The sequence below is a fragment of the Pseudoalteromonas sp. XMcav2-N genome, from assembly GCF_024124545.1.
GTDB lineage: Bacteria > Pseudomonadota > Gammaproteobacteria > Enterobacterales > Alteromonadaceae > Pseudoalteromonas.
This window is the reverse complement of sequence record NZ_JAMXSF010000003.1, coordinates 380,898-405,613: the sequence shown is the minus strand read 5'-3', so window position 1 is coordinate 405,613 and position 24,716 is coordinate 380,898. Positions and strand designations below refer to the sequence as shown.

General features: G+C 46.5%; 15 protein-coding genes and 1 rRNA gene. 13 read left to right on the top strand and 3 right to left on the bottom strand.

Going from position 1 to position 24,716, the window contains the following annotated elements; translation table 11 throughout:
* The first annotated feature begins 162 nt into the window (after nt 1-162).
* Together rrf and NH568_RS06320 are read left to right on the top strand one after the other, a co-directional pair.
* Nucleotides 163-277 (top strand): 5S ribosomal RNA (gene rrf / locus NH568_RS06325).
* Between the two features lie 1,821 nt (nt 278-2,098).
* Nucleotides 2,099-3,511, top strand: coding sequence for a glycosyl hydrolase family 18 protein (locus NH568_RS06320; protein WP_253045748.1), 1,413 nt, complete (start codon nt 2,099-2,101; stop codon nt 3,509-3,511).
* A 52-nt stretch (nt 3,512-3,563) separates the two neighbouring features.
* Here the strand turns inward: NH568_RS06320 and NH568_RS06315 are convergent, their stop codons facing one another.
* Both NH568_RS06315 and NH568_RS06310 read right to left on the bottom strand, forming a co-directional pair.
* Complete coding sequence (locus NH568_RS06315) at nt 3,564-4,352, bottom strand: metal-dependent hydrolase (RefSeq protein ID WP_253045746.1); 789 nt, start codon at nt 4,350-4,352, stop codon at nt 3,564-3,566.
* Between the two features lie 40 nt (nt 4,353-4,392).
* Nucleotides 4,393-4,800, bottom strand: coding sequence for an MAPEG family protein (locus NH568_RS06310; protein ID WP_253045744.1), 408 nt, complete (start codon nt 4,798-4,800; stop codon nt 4,393-4,395).
* Nucleotides 4,801-4,897: 97 nt separating this feature from the next.
* Here NH568_RS06310 and NH568_RS06305 point away from each other — a divergent pair, with 97 nt between their 5' ends.
* The 5 genes from NH568_RS06305 to ccoG all read left to right on the top strand — a co-directional run bounded on the left by NH568_RS06305 (nt 4,898) and on the right by ccoG (nt 12,353).
* Entirely contained in the window at nt 4,898-5,851 is a 954-nt protein-coding gene (locus NH568_RS06305; RefSeq protein WP_253045741.1) for a helix-turn-helix domain-containing protein, read from the top strand.
* 73 nt (nt 5,852-5,924) lie between these two features.
* A complete protein-coding gene (locus NH568_RS06300) occupies nt 5,925-7,973 on the top strand; it encodes a DUF1800 family protein (RefSeq protein WP_253045739.1) in 2,049 nt (682 codons plus the stop codon).
* A 12-nt stretch (nt 7,974-7,985) separates the two neighbouring features.
* A complete protein-coding gene (locus tag NH568_RS06295) occupies nt 7,986-9,329 on the top strand; it encodes a DUF1501 domain-containing protein (RefSeq protein ID WP_253045737.1) in 1,344 nt (447 codons plus the stop codon).
* 64 nt (nt 9,330-9,393) lie between these two features.
* Nucleotides 9,394-10,830, top strand: coding sequence for a sigma 54-interacting transcriptional regulator (locus NH568_RS06290; RefSeq protein WP_253045731.1), 1,437 nt, complete (start codon nt 9,394-9,396; stop codon nt 10,828-10,830).
* Nucleotides 10,831-10,967: 137 nt separating this feature from the next.
* Nucleotides 10,968-12,353, top strand: coding sequence for a cytochrome c oxidase accessory protein CcoG (ccoG, locus tag NH568_RS06285; RefSeq protein WP_253045721.1), 1,386 nt, complete (start codon nt 10,968-10,970; stop codon nt 12,351-12,353).
* A gap of 7 nt (nt 12,354-12,360) precedes the next feature.
* Here the strand turns inward: ccoG and NH568_RS06280 are convergent, their stop codons facing one another.
* A complete protein-coding gene (locus NH568_RS06280; RefSeq protein ID WP_253045720.1) occupies nt 12,361-13,245 on the bottom strand; it encodes a transporter substrate-binding domain-containing protein in 885 nt (294 codons plus the stop codon).
* A gap of 291 nt (nt 13,246-13,536) precedes the next feature.
* Between NH568_RS06280 and NH568_RS06275 the strand changes: the two genes are divergently transcribed.
* The 6 genes from NH568_RS06275 to NH568_RS06250 all read left to right on the top strand — a co-directional run bounded on the left by NH568_RS06275 (nt 13,537) and on the right by NH568_RS06250 (nt 24,643).
* Complete coding sequence (locus NH568_RS06275; RefSeq protein ID WP_253045719.1) at nt 13,537-14,151, top strand: hypothetical protein; 615 nt, start codon at nt 13,537-13,539, stop codon at nt 14,149-14,151.
* A 163-nt stretch (nt 14,152-14,314) separates the two neighbouring features.
* Entirely contained in the window at nt 14,315-15,277 is a 963-nt protein-coding gene (locus NH568_RS06270; RefSeq protein WP_253045718.1) for an acetoacetate decarboxylase family protein, read from the top strand.
* Between the two features lie 9 nt (nt 15,278-15,286).
* Complete coding sequence (locus NH568_RS06265; protein ID WP_253045717.1) at nt 15,287-17,524, top strand: NAD(P)-binding protein; 2,238 nt, start codon at nt 15,287-15,289, stop codon at nt 17,522-17,524.
* 234 nt (nt 17,525-17,758) lie between these two features.
* Nucleotides 17,759-19,909 carry a TonB-dependent receptor gene (locus NH568_RS06260; protein ID WP_253045716.1) on the top strand — a complete coding sequence of 717 codons (2,151 nt, stop codon included), beginning with the start codon at nt 17,759-17,761 and terminating at the stop codon, nt 19,907-19,909.
* Between the two features lie 66 nt (nt 19,910-19,975).
* Nucleotides 19,976-22,630 carry an ATP-binding protein gene (locus NH568_RS06255; RefSeq protein WP_253045715.1) on the top strand — a complete coding sequence of 885 codons (2,655 nt, stop codon included), beginning with the start codon at nt 19,976-19,978 and terminating at the stop codon, nt 22,628-22,630.
* Between the two features lie 315 nt (nt 22,631-22,945).
* Entirely contained in the window at nt 22,946-24,643 is a 1,698-nt protein-coding gene (locus NH568_RS06250; protein WP_253045714.1) for a hypothetical protein, read from the top strand.
* The last annotated feature ends 73 nt before the right edge of the window (nt 24,644-24,716 follow it).

Genomic DNA, 24,716 nt, shown 5'->3' with positions numbered 1-24,716 from the left:
TGAGCCATTGAGCTAACTCGTACTAATTACCCGTGAGGCTTAACCATACAACGCCAAAGTGGTTTTGTTTGTTAGAAGTTAAGAATTAAAGTAGACGAAAGAATTTAATACGCTTTTCCAGATTTTAGTGAGATGTTGAATGACGTCTTGCATACAGAATTTCCTGGTGAACATAGCATTTTGGAACCACCTGACCCCATGCCGAACTCAGTAGTGAAACGAAATAGCGCCGATGATAGTGTGGGGTTTCCCATGTGAAAGTAGGACATCGCCAGGGCCTTATAAGAGAAACCCGTTTCAGAAATGCAGCGGGTTTTTTGCTATGTGGAATTTAAAAAGGCGTCGATGAAGCTGTAGACAGAATGGCGTTGTCTATTCGTCCATGAAGCTTGGTCCCATCGCGCATCCTTGCGCTCATCTCAATGAGCTGCGAAGCGTTGCTTCGGTCTCATTTCGTCCATGTGAAAGTAGGACATTGCCAAGCTCCTAATAAAAGAAACCCGTTGCAGCAATGCAGCGGGTTTTTTGCTATGTGGAATTTAAAAAGGCGTCGATGAAGCTGTAGACAGAATGGCGTTGTCTATTCGTCCATGAAGCTTGGTCCCATCGCGCATCTCGATAATTGCTCCTGCATTATTCTACTTCCCCACATCCATGTGGGTTCCTTGCGCTCATCTCAAAGAGCTGCGAAGCGTTGCTTCGGTCGCAATTCACCCCGCACTTGATGCGGGATCTTCCAACAGACCACGCCGTACGTATGACAAATCACAGGAGCAAACCTACTCAGCACTGAAAAACAGGTTTAAACAGCTCCCGCATCGCGTGCGGGATGACAACGGAGTTGTTGTTGGAGGCGTGGTAAAGCAGGGTAAACCAGGGGTCGCTGCTGGAAGGCCGCACCGTACGTATGACAAATACGCCGGAACAAAACCGAGAGAAAGGTTTAAACAGATCCCGCATCGCGTGCGGGATGACAACGGAGTTGTTGGAGGTGTGGTAGAGCTGGGAAAACCTGGAGTCGCTGCAGGAAAGCCACACTTTACGTGTAGTAAATACGCCGGCTCAAACATACTCCTTGCTTTCATGATGTATAGAGCGATTTGTGACGAAGTGTCATGTATTTCTCCATTCAACCAGATCTACACTGCCGTCATCCCGCACTTGATGCGGGATCTACCAACAGACCACTCCGTACGTATGACAAATACGCCGGCTCAAACATACTCCTTGCTTTCATGATGTATAGAGCGATTTGTGACGAAGTGTCATGTATTTCTCCACTCAAACAGATCTACACTACCGCCATCTCGCACTTGATGCGGGATCTACCAACAGACCACACCGTACGTATGACAAATACACCGGAACAAACCTACTCAGAACTGAAAAACAGGTTTAAATGGATCCCGCATCGCGTGCGGGATGACGACGGAGTTGTTGTTGGAAGTATGGTAGAGCTGGGTAAACCTGGAGTCGCTGCTGGAAATCCACACTTTACGTATAGTAAATACGCCGGCTCAAACATACTCCTTGCTTTCATGATGTATAGAGCGATTTGTGACGAAGTGTCATGTATTTCTCCATTCAAACAGATCTACACTACCGTCATCCCGCATCGCGTGCGGGATGACGACGGAGTTGCTGTTGGCAGTGTGGTAGAGCAGGGTAAACCTGGAGTCGCTGCTGGAAGGCTACATCGTAGGCATGACAAATACACCGGAGCAAACCTACTCAGCACCGAAAAACAGGTTTAAACAGCTCCCGCATCGCGTGCGGAATGACAACGGAGTTGCTGTTGGCGGTGTGGTAAAGCAGGGTAAACCTGGAGCCGCTGCAGGAAAAACACACTGTACGTATGCCAAATACACCTACTCAAACATGCTCCTTTTTATAACACAAGTGGATCTGTGTTCACTGAAAGTGCCTCCTATCACTCTGTCGCTTAGATGCGCCTTTACAGCTTGCTATTAGACTAAGGTCGCAGAATATGTTGTTTGTATGATTTTTGTTCGCTCTGTTACTCTGAGAGGGCAGGCCATCAACTCTTAAAACGTCGGCGCAGCCTGCGTTTGCCGACAAATACAACATGGAAAAGGTAATGAAATATAAAAACTTATTAATAGCGTTGCCATTGCTTGGTGCGATGGAAGTCGCGCTTGCGGTGGACTGTAGCAGCTTAGCTGAATGGCAAGCTCAGAATGTGTATACCAAAGGGGACTCAGTTACTTATCAGTCTGTGAGTTATACCGCAAAATGGTGGACTCAGAATCAAAACCCGGCGAATAATTCTACTACTTATGCTGTGTGGAATAAGGATGGTAACTGCGATGCAACTGATCCGGTACCATTAGTAACGGTCACCTCACCGAGCAACAATGCGAGCATTATTATCGGGACGCCGGTTGATCTGGCTGCATCTGTTTCTCATCCGCAGAATGTTGCGATTGAGCGGGCTGAATTCTTTATCGATGGAACGCTGATTGCGACAGACAATACCGCGCCGTATTCTGTACCCTGGCAAGCGCAAGGACTAGGTAGCCATCAGTTACAGGTATTTGCAGTCGATGCCGCAGGCGGCAGAGGGGAGTCCAGTGCAATAAACTTTACAGTCGCTGCCGATGATTTTCCTCCGGGTGATCCTAATTTTAAAATTGTCGGCTACTTCCCAAGCTGGCAGGGGGCACTCAGCGATATCCAGTTTGATAAACTGACGCATATCAATTACTCGTTCTTATTACCTAACGCGGATGGCACGCTTCAGCCTCTTGAAAATTTGAACAAAATGACAGCGCTGGTAAACTCTGCGCATGCAAACAATGTAAAAGTTGGCATTGCCATAGGTGGCTGGAATGGTGGCGATGACAGCGCATTCGAAACATTTGCGGCGTCAGCGCAAGGTCGCGCGACGTTTGTACGTGAAGTAGTGGCCTTCGTAGAGCTGCATAATCTGGATGGTGTAGATATGGACTGGGAATATCCGGATCCTGGCACCTCTGCTAATAACTATGCGTTGTTGATGAAGGAGTTAAGCGCAGAGTTACGTGCTCGTGGTAAGTTCCTGACCGCTGCGGTTGTTGCGTTAGGCTATACAGGCGGTGGGGTTCTGGAGTCTGTATTCCAGGATATCGATTTTCTGAACCTGATGGCTTACGACGCGAACAATGGCAACCATGCGTCGATGCAGTATGCCAAAGACTCTATTGCATACTGGCAGAGCCGTGGTCTGAGCAAAGAGAAAACAGTTTTAGGTGTGCCGTTTTATGCGCGCCCAACCTGGAAGGCATATCGGACATTGGTGCAGGAAAACCCAGCGAACGCCTGTCGGGATACAGATGGCAGCAGTTATTACAACGGTATTCCAACCATTCGAGCAAAAACTGAGTATGCCAAGCTAAACGCGGGCGGTATTATGAACTGGGAGTTGTCTCATGACAGCAAGGGAGCAGCTTCATTGCTCACTGCAAAATGGGAAGTTGCAAAAGGCCTGGCCCCCAGTTATAGCTGTCAGTAATTCATCAATAATCACAGAGTTCAGCGGCAAATGCAGCTGCTGAACTCTGTGTTTAGTAAAATTGTTTTAGTGTGTCCAGATCCGGCAGTAAAGGCAGATTAGATAGCCTGTTTTGCCAGTGCTGGATAACTTCAGGTATGCTCTCGTAATGAGGGTGAAGCAAATAGCTACCCAGTAGTACCACGATTAATTGAAGGATTGATGCCAGCGGAGCACTGGTTGCAACCGGTTTAAGCGCGCTGCCAAACGAAGATTTCAGTTCGTTATTATTAATATCCACCGCGTAACACTCATCCAGGATCAGGTGGGTCAACATGCCGAGCGTGACCATTACACCGCATAGCAGCGCAAAAGGCAGCGCTTTACCCAAAAATAAGGGCATGTTAACCGCGATAACGGCAAACATTATCACAGACAATAGTGAGTGGCTTGCGCCGCGGTGAATGGTATAGCTTTCGAAGATAGGTTTCAGGGCGTACATGAAAAGCAAATAGATGCCAAACCCCGACAACCAAATGGTGAGCAATGAATTAAACTCGATGGCCAGGGGCAGGCTGATTGCAGTGCAAAGCGCGAAAATTGAAAACAAACTGTTTAAAGAGCGTGATTTATCGGCATCAAGGTCGGGGAGTAATCCCGCTAACGAGCCAACGATAAATAACACAAGCATATCGTTGAGGCCTGCCAGGTTGGTTGCCAGTATAACGGATGAAGCGGCGGCGCTCACCACCACGGATGCTTTAAAGTGAGTTGCAAAATTAGCCACTGAATATATTTCCGAATGAATGGAGACTACATCAGCCACAGAAAGTGTCTGTGGCTGCTCTATCGGTCTGATCATAATGACATTTTCAACATATGACTAGTCCAAAAAAGGCTACTTAAAGCGATTGGAACAGCAGGGTAAACCAGGCAACGAACAGGGTGATACTGCCAAGGGCAAAAGCCAGTGTGCGCATTTTCAGATTGTGCCCAAGTATATGCTCGTAGCAATGCCAATATCGCGCTGCAACAAATACGGTGCTGTACACATACCAAATTTGGTTTTGAATCCCCTGAACGTGCAGCAGGAGTAACAGACAAATAAACAAGACTGGCAGCTGGAACTGATTGTCATAGCTGTTGGTTAATAGCCTTATCCGTTCAGGAAAGCCTTCTTTACTGACAAAGCGTATGTCTGTCAGAGATATTTTCCGTTGGTAGACTGCCCGAATACGCAAGGTGGCAGTGGTAAACCACAATAAGGTGTAAAGTAACACTAAGAAAAAGATAGGGATATGGATCCACATTGGGTTGTTCCTTTTTTAATTAAGACTGGTTTTACTTTATCTGAGGCAAGCGATAAGTTACTGTGTCAATATTGACTAATTTCAGGTTAAAAATGACATGCAGGTTTTACTTTTGTGTCCTCCTAAAGTATTCGCCAGCGCATTAACTGGTGTAATAGACATCTTCAACGTGGCTAATCAGGTAATGGGCAGGCAATTTTTCACCTGGAAAATTGCAGCACTGAGCAGCGAGCTTCAGGTTGCCAGTAGCCAGGGGCTGACGATCCACTGTGATGCCACTTTGACTGAGCTAAGAGATTACGATGCCATTGTTTGGGTGGGGGCTCAGTACAGCGGGTCTGATACCTTGTGGAAGCAATGCAGAGAGGTAACACAGGCGCTTAATGGGCTTGATAATACACTCAACGGTTGCCGCTATCATTTAGCGGGCTGTTGCGGTGTTGCTTATCTGGCAGCAACAGGATTGCTTAACGAACACAGGGTTACCGCAAGTTGGTGGTTAGCGCCATTTTTTGCCAAGTACTTTCCGCATATAGACTTTAAAGCAGATGAAATAGTGTTTCGTAGTGATAACGTTTACACAGCTGGGGCGGCACACAGTTACTTACACCTGATCCTGACCTTTATCAGCGATATGGCAGGACAAGAGGTCGCGGAGCAAATAGCCTCCTGGCTGGCAATTCCGCAAAAGTCGGCAAATCAAAATCAGTTTATCAGGCTTAGTGTGCTACTGGATCATGCAGATGAACAAGTCAGAGCGGTACAATCACTTATCGATGAAAAGCTCAACGAGACCTTGAGTCTGAAAACTCTGGCAGGCGCGGTGTATATGTCAGAGCGTACTTTGATCCGGCGTTTCAAACAACACGTAGGCATGACTCCCATGGACTACGTTCGCCTGGTACGGCTGGAGAAATCCAAACATCTACTGGCTGGTTCTACTTTATCTCAGGAGCAGATCGCGTATAAGGTCGGCTACCAGGACCCGCAAGCGCTGGCGAAACAGTTTAAGAAACACTTCCAGATTAGTATGAGGGCGTTCAGAGAATAATAGTAATTTAGTATATGTATTTTGTTCTGTTACTGTTATAAAAGTACTAAGTGTCATTGTGGACTCTGCAATTATGAACGTACACCTTGGTCTGGTCGCTTTTTGCCTGACAACTCTCGTCGCCTGCGGTGGTGGCTCCTCTGACAGTGGTGGTGCCACTGATAACAATTCATCTAATACGACAGCGAATGCAAACAACGGCCAGCAGCCCTCTGGTGGGACAGATTCGCCTTCAGATGACAATTCTGGTGGTGCAGTCGATCCATCTGGTGATCTGGGAGAGGGGGGTGGCGACTCCGAGCCACAAAATGCGCCCCCTGAGGTAGAAGTCTCTATTGATCAACCCGAGGTCGTTAAGGGGGCGCCGTTGACTTTATCTGCACACGTTGCAGATCCTCAGGACACCTCATTTAGTTACCTTTGGAAACAACTTACCGGACCTCCAGTAGAGCTGGGCGATGTTACTGGCCCAACTCTCACCGTAACCTTGCCTGAAACCTATCAGGCTCAAGCTGATAACTATCAATTTTCTGTGACCGTTACGGATGCTCAGGGCGCTGAAACAACAACAGGAATCGAGATCTACGCCAGCAATGCAATGTCTGATATACAGGCAGCCATGCTTCTGCATCAGGGCACGATGGGACCGACACTTGAAGAAGTGAATGCAGCAACTGGCATGAGTGAAGAGCAGTGGTTAGCTGACCAAATGGCCTTGCCGGCAACTTATCACTCGCCATTACTGGAGAACTATCCAGAAAGGGATGCCCCATATCAAATCAACCGCATAGATGCCTGGTGGAAGGCCACTTTGCATGCCGACGACCAGCTCAGACAGCGAGTAGCCTTCGCTTTAAGTGAAATATTCGTGGTTTCTGATGCAAACAATGCACTTAAAGGTGAGCCAGAAGGGATGCTGGCATACTACGATTTATTGCTTGAACATGCGTTTGGTAACTACCGTAGTTTGCTGGAAGCCGTAACCTTGTCTCCTGTGATGGGGACCTACCTGAGTCATCTGGGCAACGAAAAAGCGGATCCTGAACGGAATATCCGCCCTGATGAAAACTACGCGCGTGAAGTCATGCAGCTATTCACTATTGGGCTTGAAGTGCTAAACCAGGATGGCACTGTGAAGCTGGACGAAGGTAATCAGCCCATTGCTACTTATTCGCAGCAGGAAATCACCGGGTTTGCCCGGGTATTTACCGGCTGGACCTTTGCTTTTTCAGCACGCTGGAATCGCCCGAGCCGAAACTTCTCTCTGCCTATGCAGGCATTTCCGGAATATCACTCCGCGCTTGAAAAAACGCTGTTAAATGGTGTTGTGATCCCTGCCGGAGTTGGACCTGAAGAGTCTATGCAGATGGCGTTGGATAACTTGTTCAACCATCCTAATGTGGGCCCTTTTATCAGCAAGCAACTGATCCAACGTTTGATCACCTCCAACCCTTCTGCTCAGTATGTTGAACGGGTAGCAGAGGTGTTTAATGACAATGGCAACGGCGTTAGAGGGGATTTGAGCGCGGTGGTCCGCGCAATATACCTCGATGACGAAGCCCGGCGATATGGTTCGGTACTTACCTATCAGGGTAAAATCAAGGAGCCACTGCTAAAAGGTGTTCAGATGTGGCGCACATTGAACGCCCACAGCGAAGAAGGTAACTATTTCACCTGGAACCTCGATGACAGGTATGGTCAGGGTCCGATGTTATCACCATCAGTATTTAATTTTTTCCGGCCTGATCACCAACCGGCAGAGCTCAGCGCCCAGGGGTTATTTGCGCCTGAATTACAGATAGCCAATGATGCAGCTATGATAGGCACTCTAAATCAACAATATAGTGACCTAATATGGCGAATGGCAGAGCGCCACACGACCTTGAATCCATCAGCGATTTACCTGTATGGCCACAGTGATATTACTTTGCTGGAGTCAAACGGTCTGAGCGCTTTGCTTAACAGATACAACGTGCTGTATTTTGCCGGCAATATGTCAGAGTCGACTCGAAATGCCCTGATTGAGCTGGACGAATACTTCAGCAATAAGAGTGCCGCAGACAGGGTTGGACAGCTTTTGTTCATGGTGTCGTTATCACCTGAATTTAATGTGCAGTATTAGGAGGCAAAGAAGATGAACAAAAGCAGAAGAGACTTTTTGTCATTGTGCCTGAAAGGCGGCATGTCTGCGGCGGCGCTAACCAGTTTACAGCTTCAGGCCCTCTCTGGCAGCATACAGGCGCGTAGTTTTTCGAACTATAAAGCACTGGTGTGTGTGTATCTATATGGTGGCAATGACTCGATGAATATGTTGGTGCCGCTGAGTGGTGAGCCACGCGCCTGGTATGAAGCAAGCAGACAAAATCTGGCCGTGCAGGGAGCAACGGTTCTCAATCCGACAAGTGAATTCGAAGGTGGTGTGGGGTTGCATCCGGCATTGAATGCACTGCAGCCGCACTTTGAACAGCAATCGCTTGCTTTCGTCGGGGGGGTCGGTACATTAATTACACCAACGTCTTTGACACAATACAAAGCTAAAAGCGTTCCACTGCCACAGCATCTATTTTCCCATAATGATCAGCAAGCGACTTGGATGCATGGTCAGGAAAAACAGACTTTGAATACCGGCTGGGGTGCCAGGCTGTTAGAGAGGCTGGATCAAGGTACGGTATTTGGCAGTAATATCACAATTGATGGAGCTAATCCCTGGCAAACAGGTACCAATACCAGTGCTTTTGCGCTAAGTAAAAGTGGGATAAGTAAAATAAATGCATTGAGTGGCTATGAACCGCGTGTTGAACATGTGCGGCGTGTTATGCAAACCTTATTTAGTGAGGCTGCACACCCCTTAGCTGCAGCTTATGCGAGCAGGTTGAATGGCTCTATTGATCACACCTTACATATGAATAGCTTACTTGAGCAGGCACCGACTTTAACCACCGAATTTGGTGAATCTAGCTTGTCTGCGCAACTCGCTGCAGTTGCAAAAACCATCAGCATTCAGTCCCAGCTCGGTGCTAAACGGCAGATTTTCTTCGTATCCATGGGTGGCTTTGATACGCACGACAATCAGGAATCAACCCATCCGGCTTTATTGGAAGGACTGGCGCAAAGCATGGTCGAATTTCAAAGTGCAATGGCTGAACTTAACCTAACAGAGCAGGTGACCACATTTACTATGTCCGATTTTGGACGCACTTTGACCTCGAATGGTGACGGTACAGATCATGGTTGGGCGGGCAACCAATTGGTATTGGGTGGCGCAGTGAATGGAGGGGATGTACACGGAGCTATGATGGCACAACGACTTGATGGGAGCGAAGATGTTGGCGGCGGGCGCCTGATCCCTGCGTTCAGTAACGAGCAGTATTTTGCGCCGCTTGCACGTTGGTTTGGTCTTGCCGACAGTGAATTAACAGAACTGTTTCCCAATCTCAGTCATTTTGATGCGCAGGCACTGTCCTTATTTAAGAGTTAGTATTTCGGTTTTTCTTCAACGACTGGCGTGGTAAATTAGCTCGTGAAATGTCACGAGGTAAGCTATGTCTTCAGTAATTGCACAATTTTTGAATGATCCCCGCCTGTTGCTTAATGCCGTGGGCGAAGGGATCTATGGATTTGATCTGTCCGGCAATGCGGTTTTCATTAATCCGGCTGCTGAAAAAATGACCGGATGGTCAGCGGATGATTTACTGGGCAAGAAAATTCATCAGTATCACCACCATAGTTATGCAGACGGCACACCTTATCCTGCTGATCATTGTCAGATTTATCGCACTATGTTTGACGGCAAGACCCGCCATGTCACTGATGAAGTATTCTGGCGAAAAGACGGCAGTTGCTTTGCCGTAGAATATACCTCAACACCGGTTTTTAAAGATGAGCAGATAATAGGTGCTGTCGCGATATTTCGCGATATATCCAAACAAGTTGAAGCTGAGCAGGCACTGAGGGACGCACTTGAACAGGTTCAGACACTTTCTGAACAGCTTAAAGAGGAAAATAGTTACCTGCTTGCAGAGATCAATGAAGACTGGCAAGACTCGGGGCTGGTAGGACAGAGTCATATTTTTCAGACCATGCTCGAGCAGATCAAGCTGGTGAGCCAGACTGATAGTACCGTCCTTATCTTGGGTGAAAATGGCACCGGTAAAGAGCTGGTCGCACGTAACCTGCACCGCTTGAGCCTGCGTAACACACAGCCCTTTGTACGGGTTAATTGTGCAGCATTTTCGCCTAGTTTGCTGGAATCTGAGTTATTTGGCCATGAAAAAGGGGCGTTTACAGGAGCGAATGAAAGACGCAAGGGGCGTTTTGAATTAGCACATCAGGGAACATTGTTTTTGGATGAAATTGGCGAGTTACCGTTGGAAGCGCAGAGTAAGCTACTGAGAGTGCTGCAGGAGCAGGAGTTTGAACGTGTTGGCGGTAGCAAAACGATTTCGGTGGACATTCGTGTCATAGCTGCCACAAACAGAGACTTATGGCAAATGGTCGAAAAAGGCGAATTCAGGATGGACTTATATTATCGGCTGAACGTCTTTCCAATCAAAGTGCCCGCGCTCAGAGAACGCCTGGAGGACATTCCACTACTGTGTGCCAATATGCTATCCCGGCTCAATGCACGTTTGGGCAAGCATTTGCGGGGCATTGCCAAGTCTTCGCTGGCAAAACTACAGGCGTATGACTGGCCCGGTAATATCCGCGAATTGCAAAATATTCTGGAACGTGAAGCCATTTTAACGACTGGCAGAACATTGAGGCTGACCCAGGCATTGGCAGCTAATACCAGTGGCGTCGCTGTAGCTCAGGATTTATCCCTTGAACATGCTCAACGTGAGCACATAGTAACGGTGCTTGATCTTTGCCAGTGGCGTGTAGCAGGTGAGCAAGGTGCTGCAGCCCTGCTAGGTATGCCTGAAAGCACCCTGAGATCTAAAATGAAAAAGCTAAATATTCAAAGGGATCGCGAAATATAACGGGGTTTCGCGATATTTCACGACTCTAATTTCTTGGTTGTTTATAATTGTTAGCTAAAACAATAAGTTAAAAACTTTCAGTTTGGTCTGAAACTTGCAAATTGTATGGTGTGTTTCACTGACAATAAGCAAGTATTATGAAGTTCGATATTAAAGAAGAAGATATGATCATCAAGCCCTATAAGCAGGACGGGCCGATCTATATCCGTGAGCAAAAGGGGCCTTTTCAGCAGATCCGTCGCTACCTGGGCTGGTTCCTTATGCTGGTTTTTATTGCTATTCCCTGGATCCCATACAAAGGCCAGCAGGCCGTGTTGCTGGACGTGGCTTCTCAGCAGTTTCGTATTTTCGGCGTGACTTTATTACCACATGATTTCATGATCCTGGCCTGGGTATTTATGGCCGGCGCGTTTGGCTTGTTTTTTGTAACTAACTGGTTGGGTAGGGTGTGGTGTGGTTACACCTGTCCACAAACGATTTGGATGCTGATGTTCACTTGGGTTGAACATCGGATCGAAGGGACTCGAAACCAAAGGATTAAGCTGGATAAAAGTAATTGGGATAGTAAAAAGGTCTCTAAAAAGTTGGCAAAACATGCTGTATGGGTACTCATCTCCGTCTTTACTGCCACTTCTTTCATGGCCTATTTTGTGCCAGCAAAAACACTCTATACCGAGATGTTTACTCTGCAATGGTCTGGCCTGGTCAGTTTCTGGGTCTTCTTGTTCGCGTTTTGTACTTATGGAAACGCAGGCTTCCTGCGAGAGAAAATGTGTAATGTAGCTTGTCCTTATTCTCGTTTTCAATCTGTGATGTTTGACAAAGATACCTTAGTCGTATCATACGATGCGGCACGGGGTGAAAACCGAGGCCCCAGAAAGCGCAAGGCAGATCACAAAGCATTGGGGCTGGGTGATTGTGTTGATTGTAATTTATGTGTTGAAGTGTGTCCGGCTGGCATCGACATCAGAAACGGATTGCAATATGAATGCATTAACTGCGGACTCTGTATTGATGCATGTGATGAGACGATGAACAAGTTTGGTTATGACACCGGACTTATCAAGTACACCAGTGAAAATACACTATCAGGCAAAAAGACCAATCCATTCAGGCTTAAGTTGGTTGGCTATGCGGCCTTATTCGCCATGATTGTTGTCACTATGGTGATTTGGGCGATGAACCGTACGCCTATAGAAGCTTCGGTGATCCGTGACCGAAATGCGTTATACCGAGTAAACTATGAAGGACTGGTTGAAAACCCCTATACATTGAGCATTATCAACAAAACGCAGCAGGTTCTGCATTATCGGATCGGTATAAGTGGGATAGAGCACGCGACTCTTTCGGCGCCCGAATCTATTAAGATTGAAGCGGGGCAAATGCTGCTAGTGCCTGTAACTGTTACCGCTGATGGTTACGATCTTAGTCGCACTGCAACGCCCATTAACTTTATCGTGACAGCTGAAGAAGATGCAGGCATCACGATTGAAAAAGAAAGTTACTTCTACAAAAATCGCTAAAGGCGTTTTAATTTCGGTCTTCTCCGATGTACACCTCATTACTGAGATTATTTGTCTCAGTGATGAGGTGTCTATTCAGTTTGCTTTTTAAATGATCCGGTAGCCATTTTAACATAATCGTTTTGTAATCATCCTCTTTGACCAATCTGATGAGTGCATTGTCAAAGAGCTGAACCAGTTTTTTACCAGCTGCATTGTTAGTACAGCCAATATAGCCTTTGGCGACAAGTGGCACGCCAGACAGGGACAGCTGAGTCAGGTTGTCTGTTCCAAGACGTTTACTCAGATAGTAATGCTCACTGGGGTAGCCCAGCACCAAATCGACACGCTTCTTCAGTAACATGTTGGTCAGGCTTTGTAAGGTGTCCCATCCTGGTCTGACAACAATCTGGTCGCGTGGTAATCGTGCAATGAGCTGGTCCAGTGCTTGTCCATATGAGCGGCTTTGGGCAACGCCAAGAGTAAGCCCATGTTTGATGACCAGGTCGACCAGGGAGATATCCTGATGGACGTTCAGACCCAGTGCACTGGCTGTTTCTTTGCGAAGCGCCAAACCGGGTGCCAGGCCCAGCGTTGAATAGTGTTTTGTATAGGTGATGTGCTTTTCCCTGCTTTTTGTCTTGTATAAGGAGACCATACAGTAACCAGAGTGACTGTGGCTAAGCTCATAAATGGCGCGGCTTGCGGGAAACCCCTGGCGCTGATGTTGCCGATTATCAATCAAAGTATGTAAGAGCGTAATCAGTTGCTCATCCCGGCCTTCGCCTTCGTCCCGGTCTGAGTAGATGTAGTAGGGCGGAAAATCTATGGTGATCCATGATATGACGTTGTTATCGGTGCGTGCATGACAAAATAGAGTAAAACATGTTAACAGCAACAAAAAAACTTTCACGCAATACTCCGACAGTGTTACCTGACTAATCAGTGTAGCAGAGGCGATTTAAAACGCAGGAACGGTTGTACAGCTCGGCTCTTTAAAAGGGGGTGTTTAACACCATTTATTTTTTAAATTATTTTTACAAATTGCAAAGGTTTGCTACATTTTAAAGGTTCCCCTAGAGTTTTGCGCTAATTTAAGAACATGGACAGTCAAACTCAGTTACGCTGCAATCGGTGCATTTTTCAGTTAAGATCAGGGGTTGGCGTAACAATAATAATTTTACTGGAAATAAGAGAAAAAATTATGGTTACGCTCATCGTTGGTGACATATTCGGTCATAGTGACTATCTTGAGGACTTTGCACAGAACCTGGGGACGGATTACAAAGTCAGTTCGCCCTACGGCGAGTATGAGGCCAAAGTAAATCTTCCAGAAAGTCAGGTATATCAGAGCTTTGTTGATGAAGTTGGGCATGACAAATATATGAGGCAGGTGTTGGATGACATCCTTGCACATCAACCTGATCTCATCATCGCCTTTAGCGCTGGGGCTGTTGCAGCCTGGCGTGCTCTGTCAGCAATTGCGCTCAAAAGCTCCGTTAAACTCATTGCTTTTTATCCCGGGCAAATCCGTAATTACCTGCACCTCAACCCCGGATGTCGAGTCGATGTTTTCTTCCCCTATCAGGAAAGCCATTTTGATATTGTGCCAATAATGGAAATTTTGCAACAACAGCCGAATATCGAATGTTTTCGCACCCGATATGAGCACGGGTTTATGAATAGTCTGTCAGGCCATTATAACAGCGATGCTTATGGGCATTATCTGGCGAAATGTCAGGAGGAAGTAGCGCAATTAGCAAAGATCAAATTTAACTATCGGCGTATCAAAGATGAACTAGACTTAGTGTCATCTTAATCGTTGTGGGCACTTAATACACCCCAGTTATCAGTCATGGAAGTACAGCCTAAGGTTGTGAAGTGGTGGTTGCTGATAATGTAAAGGAGCAGTGATAGCAAACTGATTTGGTATCGCTGTGTTTTAGCGCCGCATGTTACCACCGCAATAGAAGGAGTTTTCTATGTCTGAAAAACTAACTGTCCCTTATCGACATTTTCTTGGCAATCCGATTGCTAAACCCCCGTGCAGAATGCTTAATGCAATGATGTACGGATTTTTTGTGAAGGGAAAAATTGAAAAAATACAAGCCTTTTTCGACGCTACGTTGAACTCCGTTCCGAACGAAACCAATACGTATAAAGCCATTTCTTCACACTGCCTGCTAACGTTCACGGACATCGAAAATATTGCTTCCAAAGTACCACCGTTTAGTAATTATGGCTATATGCAGGAAACAGACATCATCATTTGGGTACCTGTTGCTGAGGTGTGCAAAAATACCAACCGCATGACTCACCTATACTGGTATCCGGCATTCATCACGGTCAATAACATTAATGCGCTGATCAATGGTCGCGAGACTTGGGGGTACAATAAGTACTTGTGTCGCTACGAAATGCCTGCGGATCGCCGTCATGCTGACCACTTTTCACTGAGCCTCGAAACATTTCAACCTTATGATCCAAATAAGAAAATGGCCTGGTACGAGCTGTTGTCTATTGATCGTGTTGCTGATGATGACACCTGGTTTGAAGAGGCGGTTGAGATCAGTAAGGAAGTTGCTGAGCTACTGCACGAAAGTGCGAGCGAAATCGATATTAGTAGTGAGTTTATCAAGCAATTACTCACCGGGTTTACAAACCCAATGTTAGATCAAATTTTCTTTAAGCAGTTTCCCGACGGATTTGCCACAAACAGTGTTTATAGTGCCGTTGTTCATTCACCCTCGGAGGTTAAAAAACTACACAAGCTGGGCTTTTTGAAAGATGAGTACAAAGTCACTTTTAACCAGGTTGAGGCATTCCCGCTTGAAGATATGTTTGGGATCCCTGTCGGGGAGCAATTTGCCAAGCTGCCTTATTACCTATGTATGGACTTTGACCAGGATGGCGCACACGAGATTGTCAGGGCCGAGTTGGGGTAGGTGGATGCAATGAGTAAAGAAAAAATAGCAATTTTGGGTGGTGGTGTGTCAGCCATGACCGCAGCGGTCTATTTGACTGAGAAAGAAAACTGGCAGGAAGAATACGACATTACGGTATACCAGCTGGGTTGGCGGTTAGGAGGAAAAGGGGCGAGTGGACGTAATCCGGATGTGCACGAGCGTATTGAAGAGCATGGCTTACATGTTTGGTTTGGAGCGTACGTCAACTCATTTCGGGCTATTGAAACGGTTTATAATAACCTGGACAGGCCCAGCTCAGTACCGATTGCAACCTGGCAGCAAGCACTAAAACCACATAGTTTTGTAGTGTTGCAAGAGTACATAGACAATGAGTGGGAAACCTGGCCGATTGATTTTCCATTGGTACCAGGTAATCCTGCAGATGGCACGTTAGATCTGCACTTTTGGCAGTTGATCCAGATGACTATTGCCTGGCTACACAAATGGATTGATGGACTGGAAGACGAGGTTGAGGCTGCGCATCGGGAAATCCGCTTACAAACTCGTAAGCGCCGTGACCGTGGTTTGCTCCAGCACCTTGCGAGCGAGATCACTTCGGCATTTGACAGTTTGGAAGACAAAGTGTCTGATTTTTTTGACAGCGCTCAAGATGAGGCAAAGGAAATCTGGTCTACTCCCAGATTGTTGATCACCCAGCTGCATGAGTTACTCAACTTACGGGCTGCAGATAAGAACTTGTCAAACAGCCGAGATCGATTGGTGACCTGGTATATTGTCCGTAAGCTCAAACGCTGGCTCAGAGCAGAAGCTCGAGATTTACTGGACGACCATCCAGTGATCAGGCGTTTATACATTTGCGCCGATCTGGCTATCGCAATGTTAATAGGTCTGCTTAGGGATCATGTCCACTCAGATGGCTTTGAAGCCATAAACAAATATGACTTTAAAGCCTGGTTAAAGCGCAACGGCGCAGATGAATTGTATGTAGTTGAATCGGCTCCTGTGAGGGGGTTTTATGATCTGGTTTTTGGCTATGTCGATGGTGATTTTGACAAGGGAAATGTAGAAGCGGGTGTCGCTTCGTTGGCGATGTTGCGTTTGATGCTGTGCTACCGTGGTGGAGTGATGTGGAAAATGCAAGCGGGCATGGGCGACATCATCTTTTCACCTATCTATGAATTACTCAGCAAGCGAGGCGTGAAATTTGAGTATTTCCATCAGGTGGATGAACTGATCCCGGTATCGCAGGACGGTGAATATGTGGTTGATGAAATCACAATGACGCAGCAAGTTAAGCTGAAAAATGGTCACTATGACCCGTTTGTAGACGTCAAAGGGCTACCATGTTGGCCGGATCGGCCTAACTATGAGCAGATAGACGATGCGCAGGCTGCGTTGTTGCAACAGCACAATGTCAATCTGGAATCATTCTGGAGTAATTGGTCGGCACTTTATGAAGCCGAATTTGGTACTCCTTTACCCCGACTATCACTGAAGCGAGGGCAAGACTTCGATAAAGTGATCTTTGGAATCTCAGTGGGCGGACTGGAACATTTGTGTCCTCAACTGTTGGCATTAGATGGTGGGCTCAGGTTGCAAAGCAGTGAAGTTAAAACGGTGGCAACGCAAGCGTTTCAGGTTTGGCTAAATCAAACTGACGAGCAGCTCGGGTTTGACTACACACCGCCCAGTGAAGAGCGGCCTATACTCAGTGGCTTTTCACAACCATTTGATACCTGGGCTGCGATGTCTTTCTTGTTACCACGCGAAGACTGGCCGGCCAACGGCCCAAAAAATATCGCTTATTTTTGTAGTGCATTTGGCTGTGAGGAATATCCGCCCAGCCATGATCATGGTTTCCCCGCTGAGCAAAAGGCCAAAGTTAAAGTTAATGCGATTAACAAGCTGGCAACTGAAATGAAACCGCTGTGGCCCAATGCTTACAATGCTGCAGGGCAGTACAATTGGAACACACTCTATGACGATAGCATTGCGCAAGGTGAAGAGCGATTTGACAGCCAGTACTGGCGTGTGAATGTTGACCCCAGTGAGCGCTATGTATTATCGGTTGTGGATAGTAGTCAGTACAGGTTACCAACGGACGGCACTGTGTTTAGAAACTTGTATCTGACAGGAGACTGGATCAGTACGGGCGTAAATGCCGGGTGTGTAGAAGCCGCAGTAATGGCTGGCATGCAAACTTCGCGCGCAATTTGCGGGTTGCCGGAAAACATCAGTGGGGAGGATGGATTTAAACCTGATTAAGTTGGCTCAGATAACTGGTCAGGTAACTGGTCAGGTAACAGCGTTAGCTAACTACTGATAGAATATACAAAAGGCCTCCAATTTTGTTGGAGGTCTTTACATTTAGACTATACTCAAACAAGCACAAGCGTGAAGCAGAAAAAGAGCACGGATATGTTTAAACTCTCAGCGATCTCAATATCATTAATTTCAGTTTTTCTCTCTCCCGTATGTGTTTTTGCAAGCAATGATAGTATGGAAGTCATTGAGGTATATGCGCAAAAACGTAAGCAAACACTAGAGGAAGTGAGTATCTCAATCGCCACACTCAATGGCGATAATATGACCCAGCAGGGCATTAAAGATATCAGCGAATTGGGTGGGTATGTCGCCAATTTTAAGGTCAGCCAGAATGCAGCAGAAGGCACACCACCTGCTTTGAATATTCGTGGTGTCGGGTTGATAGATTACAATACGGCCAATACGTCACCTATAGCTATGTATATAGACGGCAGACCTGTCGGTTCTGCAAACAATCAGATTGCGAACTTGTTTGATGTTGAACAAATTGAAGTGTTAAAAGGACCACAGGGCACCCTGTTTGGCCGTAATAGTACCGGTGGTGCATTACTTGTCAGGACCAAGCGGCCAGATGACGGGAATTATGGTTTTATTAAAGCCGGTGTGGGCACTGACGAGTGGCGTCGGGTTCAGGGCGCCTATAATGCAAGGGTGAATGACCAAAGCGCGCTGCGATTTTCCTTTAACCACACTGATTACGAATATACGAGCTACAACTTGTTTGAGCCTTCTCCGGAAGCGGGCCTAAAACAGCAAGACGTCCGTCTCAGTTACTTGGCTGAGTGGGATGCGTTTTCACTGTATGCAAAGCTCGAATATGGTCATTGGGATGGTATTGTCCAGCCAGTTGGCAGCATAGGTATTTACAAAGACCCTGCAAATGGAGTTCGTTGCACCCCGAGTGAAGCGGGAGGCGCGGGATGTTACGACGCATTTGGTTTCAATGATGGCAGCTCGGATTATTGGGCTGTTAGTGTGAATAATAATTCACCGCACTTGTCAATTTATAAAGGCTGGACAGTACAGGGAGACTGGCAGTTATCTGACAGTCAGCAATTGACCTACATAAATGGCTTTAACCGCCTCGACAGGCGCCATGCGTTCAACTGTGATGGAAGCCCAGCCAGGTTATGTGAAGGGGAGCTCGGTCTTAAAAATGAAATCCTCTCCAATGAATTAAGGTACAGTCAAACCATAAACAGAGACCACCTGACACTGGGCTTATTTCATATAGAAGAGCGCATATACCAGGACAACTTTAACGACATTTTACGTGACATGCGTGGTTTGTTAGACACCACCCTGACGAATACTTTTTTCTATGATAATGAAATTATTGTGAAGTCAGCGGCCGTATTTGCTCAGTATGAGTGGCAACTAAACGATGCACACCGTATTACAGTGGGCCTTCGCTACAGCGATGAGACCGTTGATTATGACTCTGTTTCCCGGCTGAATACTGTATTAGGTGTGGCACAACTTGATGGTGTGACCATTCCATACTATCGAGTAAATGGAAAAGTGGAGGATGACGGACTATCTGGTCGCCTGGCCTGGAATTATCAGCTTTCAGATCCATTAATGCTCTATTATAGCTTTGCTAATGGGACTAAAAGTGGCGGCTACAATGGCGGCTTACTCGCGACGGAAGAACAGGCTCGCCTGGCAGACTATGGTCCCGAAGAGTTATATGCCCATGAAGTGGGGGTAAAGTACAACAATGCCGACAACCTGTCGCTCAACGGCGCGTTGTTCTTCTACGATTACAGTGACCAGCAAGTGTTTATGAATCAGGCATCCACTGTGTCTGGTGCTCCGCCATTGCAGCTTCTTGAGAATGTTGGTAGCTCTACAATATATGGCACAGAGTTCGCTGTGCAATATAAGATGAACGAGTCTCTTAAGTTCAGAAGTGCCGCGGGGTACGTGCCCGAAGCGAACTTTGATCAATTCACCGACCCTGTGGGCAATGTATTAACAGACAATCGTTTACCCTTTACCCCAGAGTGGAGCATTAATGCGGATCTCACACATTCTTTACCACTTTGGCAGGGAGAGTTAGTGTCAACAGTTGGGTTTGACTATCAATCAGAATATTACTTCGACCAAAATCAAAACGCCTATGCGATGCAATCAGGATATACTTTATGGCGAGGGAGTGTGCACTTTGAACAAGGTGACTGGCGAGTAGGTATCTGGGGAAAGAACCTATTTGATAAAGAATACAGCCATTTAAAATTCGACTTAAGTGCCTTTCTGGGTATGCTGGAAGACTTTAAAGGAGAGGGGAGACGTCTTGGGGTTGATTTTTCGTATCGGTTTTAGCCGGGCTTTTGCCCTGGGTTATCTAAGTTAAGGTCCGATATGGGTAGTTTTAGGCTATTAACTATAATGATACTGTGCCTGTGCACTTTTTTTGCCAGCGCAAACGTATATGTGTTCGACGGAACACAACGCGGGCATAATCTGCATGACAAAGGCTTAGTGTTATCAGCCGAGAATAACGCACGGTTCCCGGACAGTTTTGCTCAGGTAGAACAGTGGGCAAGTATGCAAGCGGAACAGACGCAACGTGCGTTGTTTTCTGGCCGATATTGGTTGGTAACTGAGATTGAAAATCACTCCAGGTATCAGGACCTGGTGCTTTACCCCTATAACACCGTATTATCCAATGTAGAGACGCGAATCTACTCCGAGACGGAGGTTGAGCGGTTCTTTACGGGTGGTATGCATGCCAACGAATACCCATTTCACTATGGCAACAAAATCCATCTGTTACCAAATCAGAGGTATTACATAGTCACTTTATTTGAAAGTGACTATTTTTATACGCCAATTAAGCTGGAGCTTATTCCCGTGAAGGAATTTGAGCGCCAGGTTACTATGGACAACCTTTTGATGTCCCTGTGCTTTAGTGTCGGTATTGTACTTGGTTTGTACAACTTGCTGATTTACATTGGCTCAAAGGACATGACGCATCTTTATTATGCGATGTTTGCTGCAACTTGGGTATTCGCCTGGAGCCATTTCTTCCACATCTCAGATCAACTCTTTGGCTTTTACTCAGCTCACTTGCATTGGCTGGGTTTTGCCCTGACGCCGATCACCAACGTATTATTTTATAATCAACTGCTTAAGCTTAAAGAGACGCACCCCGCCTTGTCGACGGCATCGCTCTGGGTTGGCGCAATCGGCGCGATTGGCACGCCATTTTGTATTCTGTTTCCAGGATTTGGCTTTTTGTGGGCAACGCTGGCGACAGGGTCAGCTTTGTGTATGGGGCTTTATGTTGGGATATTACGGCTGACGGAAGGGTTTAAACCGGCACGTTATTTTGTTCTGGCATACGTGTGTATGGCGATACCAAACATGGTCGGGAATTTCACTAACCTCGGTTTACTCCCTCCTATCGCGGTCAACTTGTATTTAATCGGGCTGATAGGGACTGCCCTGGATGCCTTGCTATTGGCTTTTGCGGTGGCAGATAAATATCGCTTGACGAATGAAGAAAACATAGAGCTGAATAAAAATCTAGAAGCAAAAGTCCTTAAGCGAACTTACGAACTGGAGCAGTTGGCGTCAGAGTTACGTGATGCAAGCGAAGCGAAAAGCCGCTTCCTGGCCAATATGAGCCATGAAATACGTACTCCGATGACGTCTATTATTGGCTATGCAGATGGCATCATGTTGGGTGATATTAAACCCCATGAACGCAATCATGCGATTTCGGTGATCCTGCAAAACTCACGTCATGTTCTGGGCTTGATCAACGATATTCTCGACATGTCTAAAATCGAGGCCAACCGACTCGAAGTTGAACTCATTGAGGCTAATTTATTTCAATCCATTACTCATGTTGAATCACTGTTGGGTAAACAGATCAGAGACAAAGGTTTGGAGTTTGAGTTGAATTATCACTTTCCATTGCCTGATTATATTGTGATTGACCCGACTCGGTTGCGACAAATATTGCTCAATCTGACTTCTAATGCACTTAAGTTTACCTCGGTAGGCAAAATTTCGATCGATGTGAGTTGCACTCAGGATATTTTGTCCGTTCGGGTTCAGGATACCGGGATTGGGATGACTTCTGCTGAGCAAAAAGAGCTGTTTAACGCCTTTCATCAGGCCGACTCGTCAACGACCAGAAAATATGGCGGCACCGGCCTTGGGTTAAATATCTCGAAAAGCCTGGCACAGAAACTCGACGGGGATATTACCGTTGAGAGTGAAGTCGGCTCAGGGACTGCTTTTACGCTGTCTGTAGGCTTGTATACCACGCAACGAACAAAGTGGTTAAATACGTTCTCGGAAATTCATCAATCAGAGGAACTCGGCACAGAGTCAGAGAGTTATGAAACCGAATCGTTAAAAGGTGAAGTATTACTGGCCGAAGATCACCTTGATAACTGCCGGTTGATCACGCGTATTCTGGAGCGAATGGGGCTGAGTGTTACGGCCGTTGAAAATGGCCAGCTTGCTGTGCAAGCGGTGCTGGATGACGAATTTGATTTGATCCTAATGGACATACAGATGCCTGTGATGGACGGTGAACAGGCATTTAACTTTATCCAGGCAACGGGTTGCACTGCACCTGTGATAGCGCTGACTGCAAATACGATGAGCCATGAAGTAGAACGCTACCTCAAGCTTGGCTTTACCGATCATCTTGCCAAACCTATCGACAGAGCTGAATTTGCTAAGAAGGTCAGTCACTACCTGAACATCACGGTTGAAGAGGACCTTGCTTTACCTGACGAAGAGTTTTCTATACTAAAATCCCAGTACATAGCAGGACTGCATGAACAGCTTGTACAGTTACAAAACCAGCTGAAATACCACGACTTTGATGGTCTGGCGCGGTCTATTCATGCGTTAAAAGGCACATCAGCTATGTTCGATTGCCATGATATTTATCAGACAGTCACTAAAATTGATGGGCTGCTTAAAGAAAAACATTATGACAAGGTTGAAGAACCAATGGTTGATTTATTTGAACTGATACATATTGCAATCCAGCAGTCCGAGTGCAATCAGGCCATCTGATTGCTGGCGAATAAACGGTACAAGTAAAATAACACACAGCTTCAATTGTAATAAGTTGTTTAATTTGTGTGCTTTGCAGATTACAATCTTTTGTTCTGAAAAATTCAACAAATTGTAATGTAATCACTACGCTAGTCTATTTTCTGAAATCTAAATGAGAATACATACTTTTGCTAACTTTGTGCAAAAGTAGAAACATCAAAGCCTTAGCACTGAAGTGCAAAACATATTTTCACACTTCAGGATGGTTGTTTTTTGAGCTGTTGGTCTTTTTGGCTTACTTTTAAAACGGGTTAGACAACAAGGTATGCAACTATGAAAACATATATTCCTTATATTTTACTGGCATTATTGGCTGGGTGTTCATCGTCGGACAACGATGAACCTGGTAACTCCAACGCTCAGGATCAACAACAAGCCGCTTCTGATGATTCATCCGATGGTGATTCAGGAGACAGTAATAACGGTTCTGAAGGAGATAGTTCGGGTGATGCAGGGTCTGGCGACAACGGCTCGGATGATGATGCTGATCAGAACGAGCCGGATGATTCGCGTGGCACATATTTCCCCAGAGAGGTAATGGCATCATCTCCTTTTAGTGATAGCAGCAACGAGGTGGAGCGTGGTTTTGGCGCTCGGCCTGCGGTAGAGTACGGGCCTTCAGTTCCCACTTATTTATGGTCGACACAGCGGATTGGTCGCATACTCAATGGTACAGTGCCTTTGCTGGATGTCTTTAAAGTTCAGTCATTTTATCGCAATAGTACTAATGCAGCATGTTTTGGTCCTCAGGTCGCTTATACAGGTCACCCTGATGCGACCGATCCAGCTTCAGCTTCCGGCACTTTACCAGGTGGCGACTTAGGGCTGTGGTTAGAGAGTGACACTGATGGCAATGCCTGTGCTGTGGCTCAGACCAACGCGTTGTTGAGTGGTCTGAGAGATCAATCGCGAATGAGCCTGATGACCTTAGCCAGCATGGTTTCTGCGGCGCTTGATTCTGGTATTAGCCTGCCTGCAGATGGCAGCAATATTGATGTAACCGGTGAAATGAATGCCAAAGGTGTTTCTGGTGTGACGTTCAGCACTGCCGCTATCACTCGTGCTGGCAGTGAATGGCAATATACCGTTTCGCTCACTTATACAGTCAGTGGTTCCGACTACGATATTTCACTCTCTATGGCTCATACTCCCGGCGCCGATCTGTTGAATTACTCGGGCCACCTGACTTATCTGGTGGAAGGCGAACAAGGCGTAAGTGGCATTGAATTTCCCGGCGGAAATTGCGCCCAAAATGAGCGTACCCGGGCGGGCTCTTTGGCTTATGAGCGGGCTGGAGACAACATGTCCTTACAAGCCAGAGTGGTCACCCTATGTGGTCACGGTAACAGTGGTATGTTCAATACTGATAGCCAGGTAGATGTGAACAACAAGTATCACAACGTCGATAATCCCGATGGTTGGAGCGAAAACTTTTCGATATTTGGTGCGAACTTTGACCTGACCACATTGGCCGGGCAATATGCCTATGTTTGGCAGGCCGGAGTTAACGACAGTAACAGCCGAATTTTCAATATCGGGTTTAACTCCCCCAGTCTGGATAATGGCGAAGCACACTTTGGCTACGGGTCGAAAATAGAGGACACCGACGGGCTGATCCAAGGCTTTATCTGTAATTGGGCTGGCCCGGGAAACGATCACAGCATGCAGGCATTCTCGCAACGCCAATTCTTCCAGTACGACACTGCAACGGCTACCTATGACGGCAGTGGTAGCAAAGCGAATATAGAATATGCACCAACGGCTTCGTGCAGTTATGACGGCACGGGCAGCTTTGTGTTTGATATTGATGCCAGTGGAATATTAGGCGATATCGCTCAGGAAGATGCGACGCTGGCGTTCAGTCAGGATCTGTGGGCGCCAACTGATCCAAGCAAGACAGTAGCTGAATCTATAACCGATCGAGGCTTGTCGGTGCCTACGGTCCCTTATACCTGGCCTGTTGATGAATAAATTGAATCAAACCGGGCTCTCGGCAGAGGGCCTTTAACTTTTTCGGCTAATCGAAAGTTTGCGACAGATCAAA

Bases quoted from the DNA above. Each gene is read 5' to 3' on its own strand.
- NH568_RS06320 (WP_253045748.1), top strand. From the start codon at position 2,099: ATGAAATATAAAAACTTATTAATAGCGTTGCCATTGCTTGGTGCGATG.
- NH568_RS06315 (WP_253045746.1), bottom strand. From the start codon at position 4,352: ATGATCAGACCGATAGAGCAGCCACAGACACTTTCTGTGGCTGATGTA.
- NH568_RS06310 (WP_253045744.1), bottom strand. From the start codon at position 4,800: ATGTGGATCCATATCCCTATCTTTTTCTTAGTGTTACTTTACACCTTA.
- NH568_RS06305 (WP_253045741.1), top strand. From the start codon at position 4,898: ATGCAGGTTTTACTTTTGTGTCCTCCTAAAGTATTCGCCAGCGCATTA.
- NH568_RS06300 (WP_253045739.1), top strand. From the start codon at position 5,925: ATGAACGTACACCTTGGTCTGGTCGCTTTTTGCCTGACAACTCTCGTC.
- NH568_RS06295 (WP_253045737.1), top strand. From the start codon at position 7,986: ATGAACAAAAGCAGAAGAGACTTTTTGTCATTGTGCCTGAAAGGCGGC.
- NH568_RS06290 (WP_253045731.1), top strand. From the start codon at position 9,394: ATGTCTTCAGTAATTGCACAATTTTTGAATGATCCCCGCCTGTTGCTT.
- ccoG (WP_253045721.1), top strand. From the start codon at position 10,968: ATGAAGTTCGATATTAAAGAAGAAGATATGATCATCAAGCCCTATAAG.
- NH568_RS06275 (WP_253045719.1), top strand. From the start codon at position 13,537: ATGGTTACGCTCATCGTTGGTGACATATTCGGTCATAGTGACTATCTT.
- NH568_RS06270 (WP_253045718.1), top strand. From the start codon at position 14,315: ATGTCTGAAAAACTAACTGTCCCTTATCGACATTTTCTTGGCAATCCG.
- NH568_RS06265 (WP_253045717.1), top strand. From the start codon at position 15,287: ATGAGTAAAGAAAAAATAGCAATTTTGGGTGGTGGTGTGTCAGCCATG.
- NH568_RS06260 (WP_253045716.1), top strand. From the start codon at position 17,759: ATGGAAGTCATTGAGGTATATGCGCAAAAACGTAAGCAAACACTAGAG.
- NH568_RS06255 (WP_253045715.1), top strand. From the start codon at position 19,976: ATGATACTGTGCCTGTGCACTTTTTTTGCCAGCGCAAACGTATATGTG.
- NH568_RS06250 (WP_253045714.1), top strand. From the start codon at position 22,946: ATGAAAACATATATTCCTTATATTTTACTGGCATTATTGGCTGGGTGT.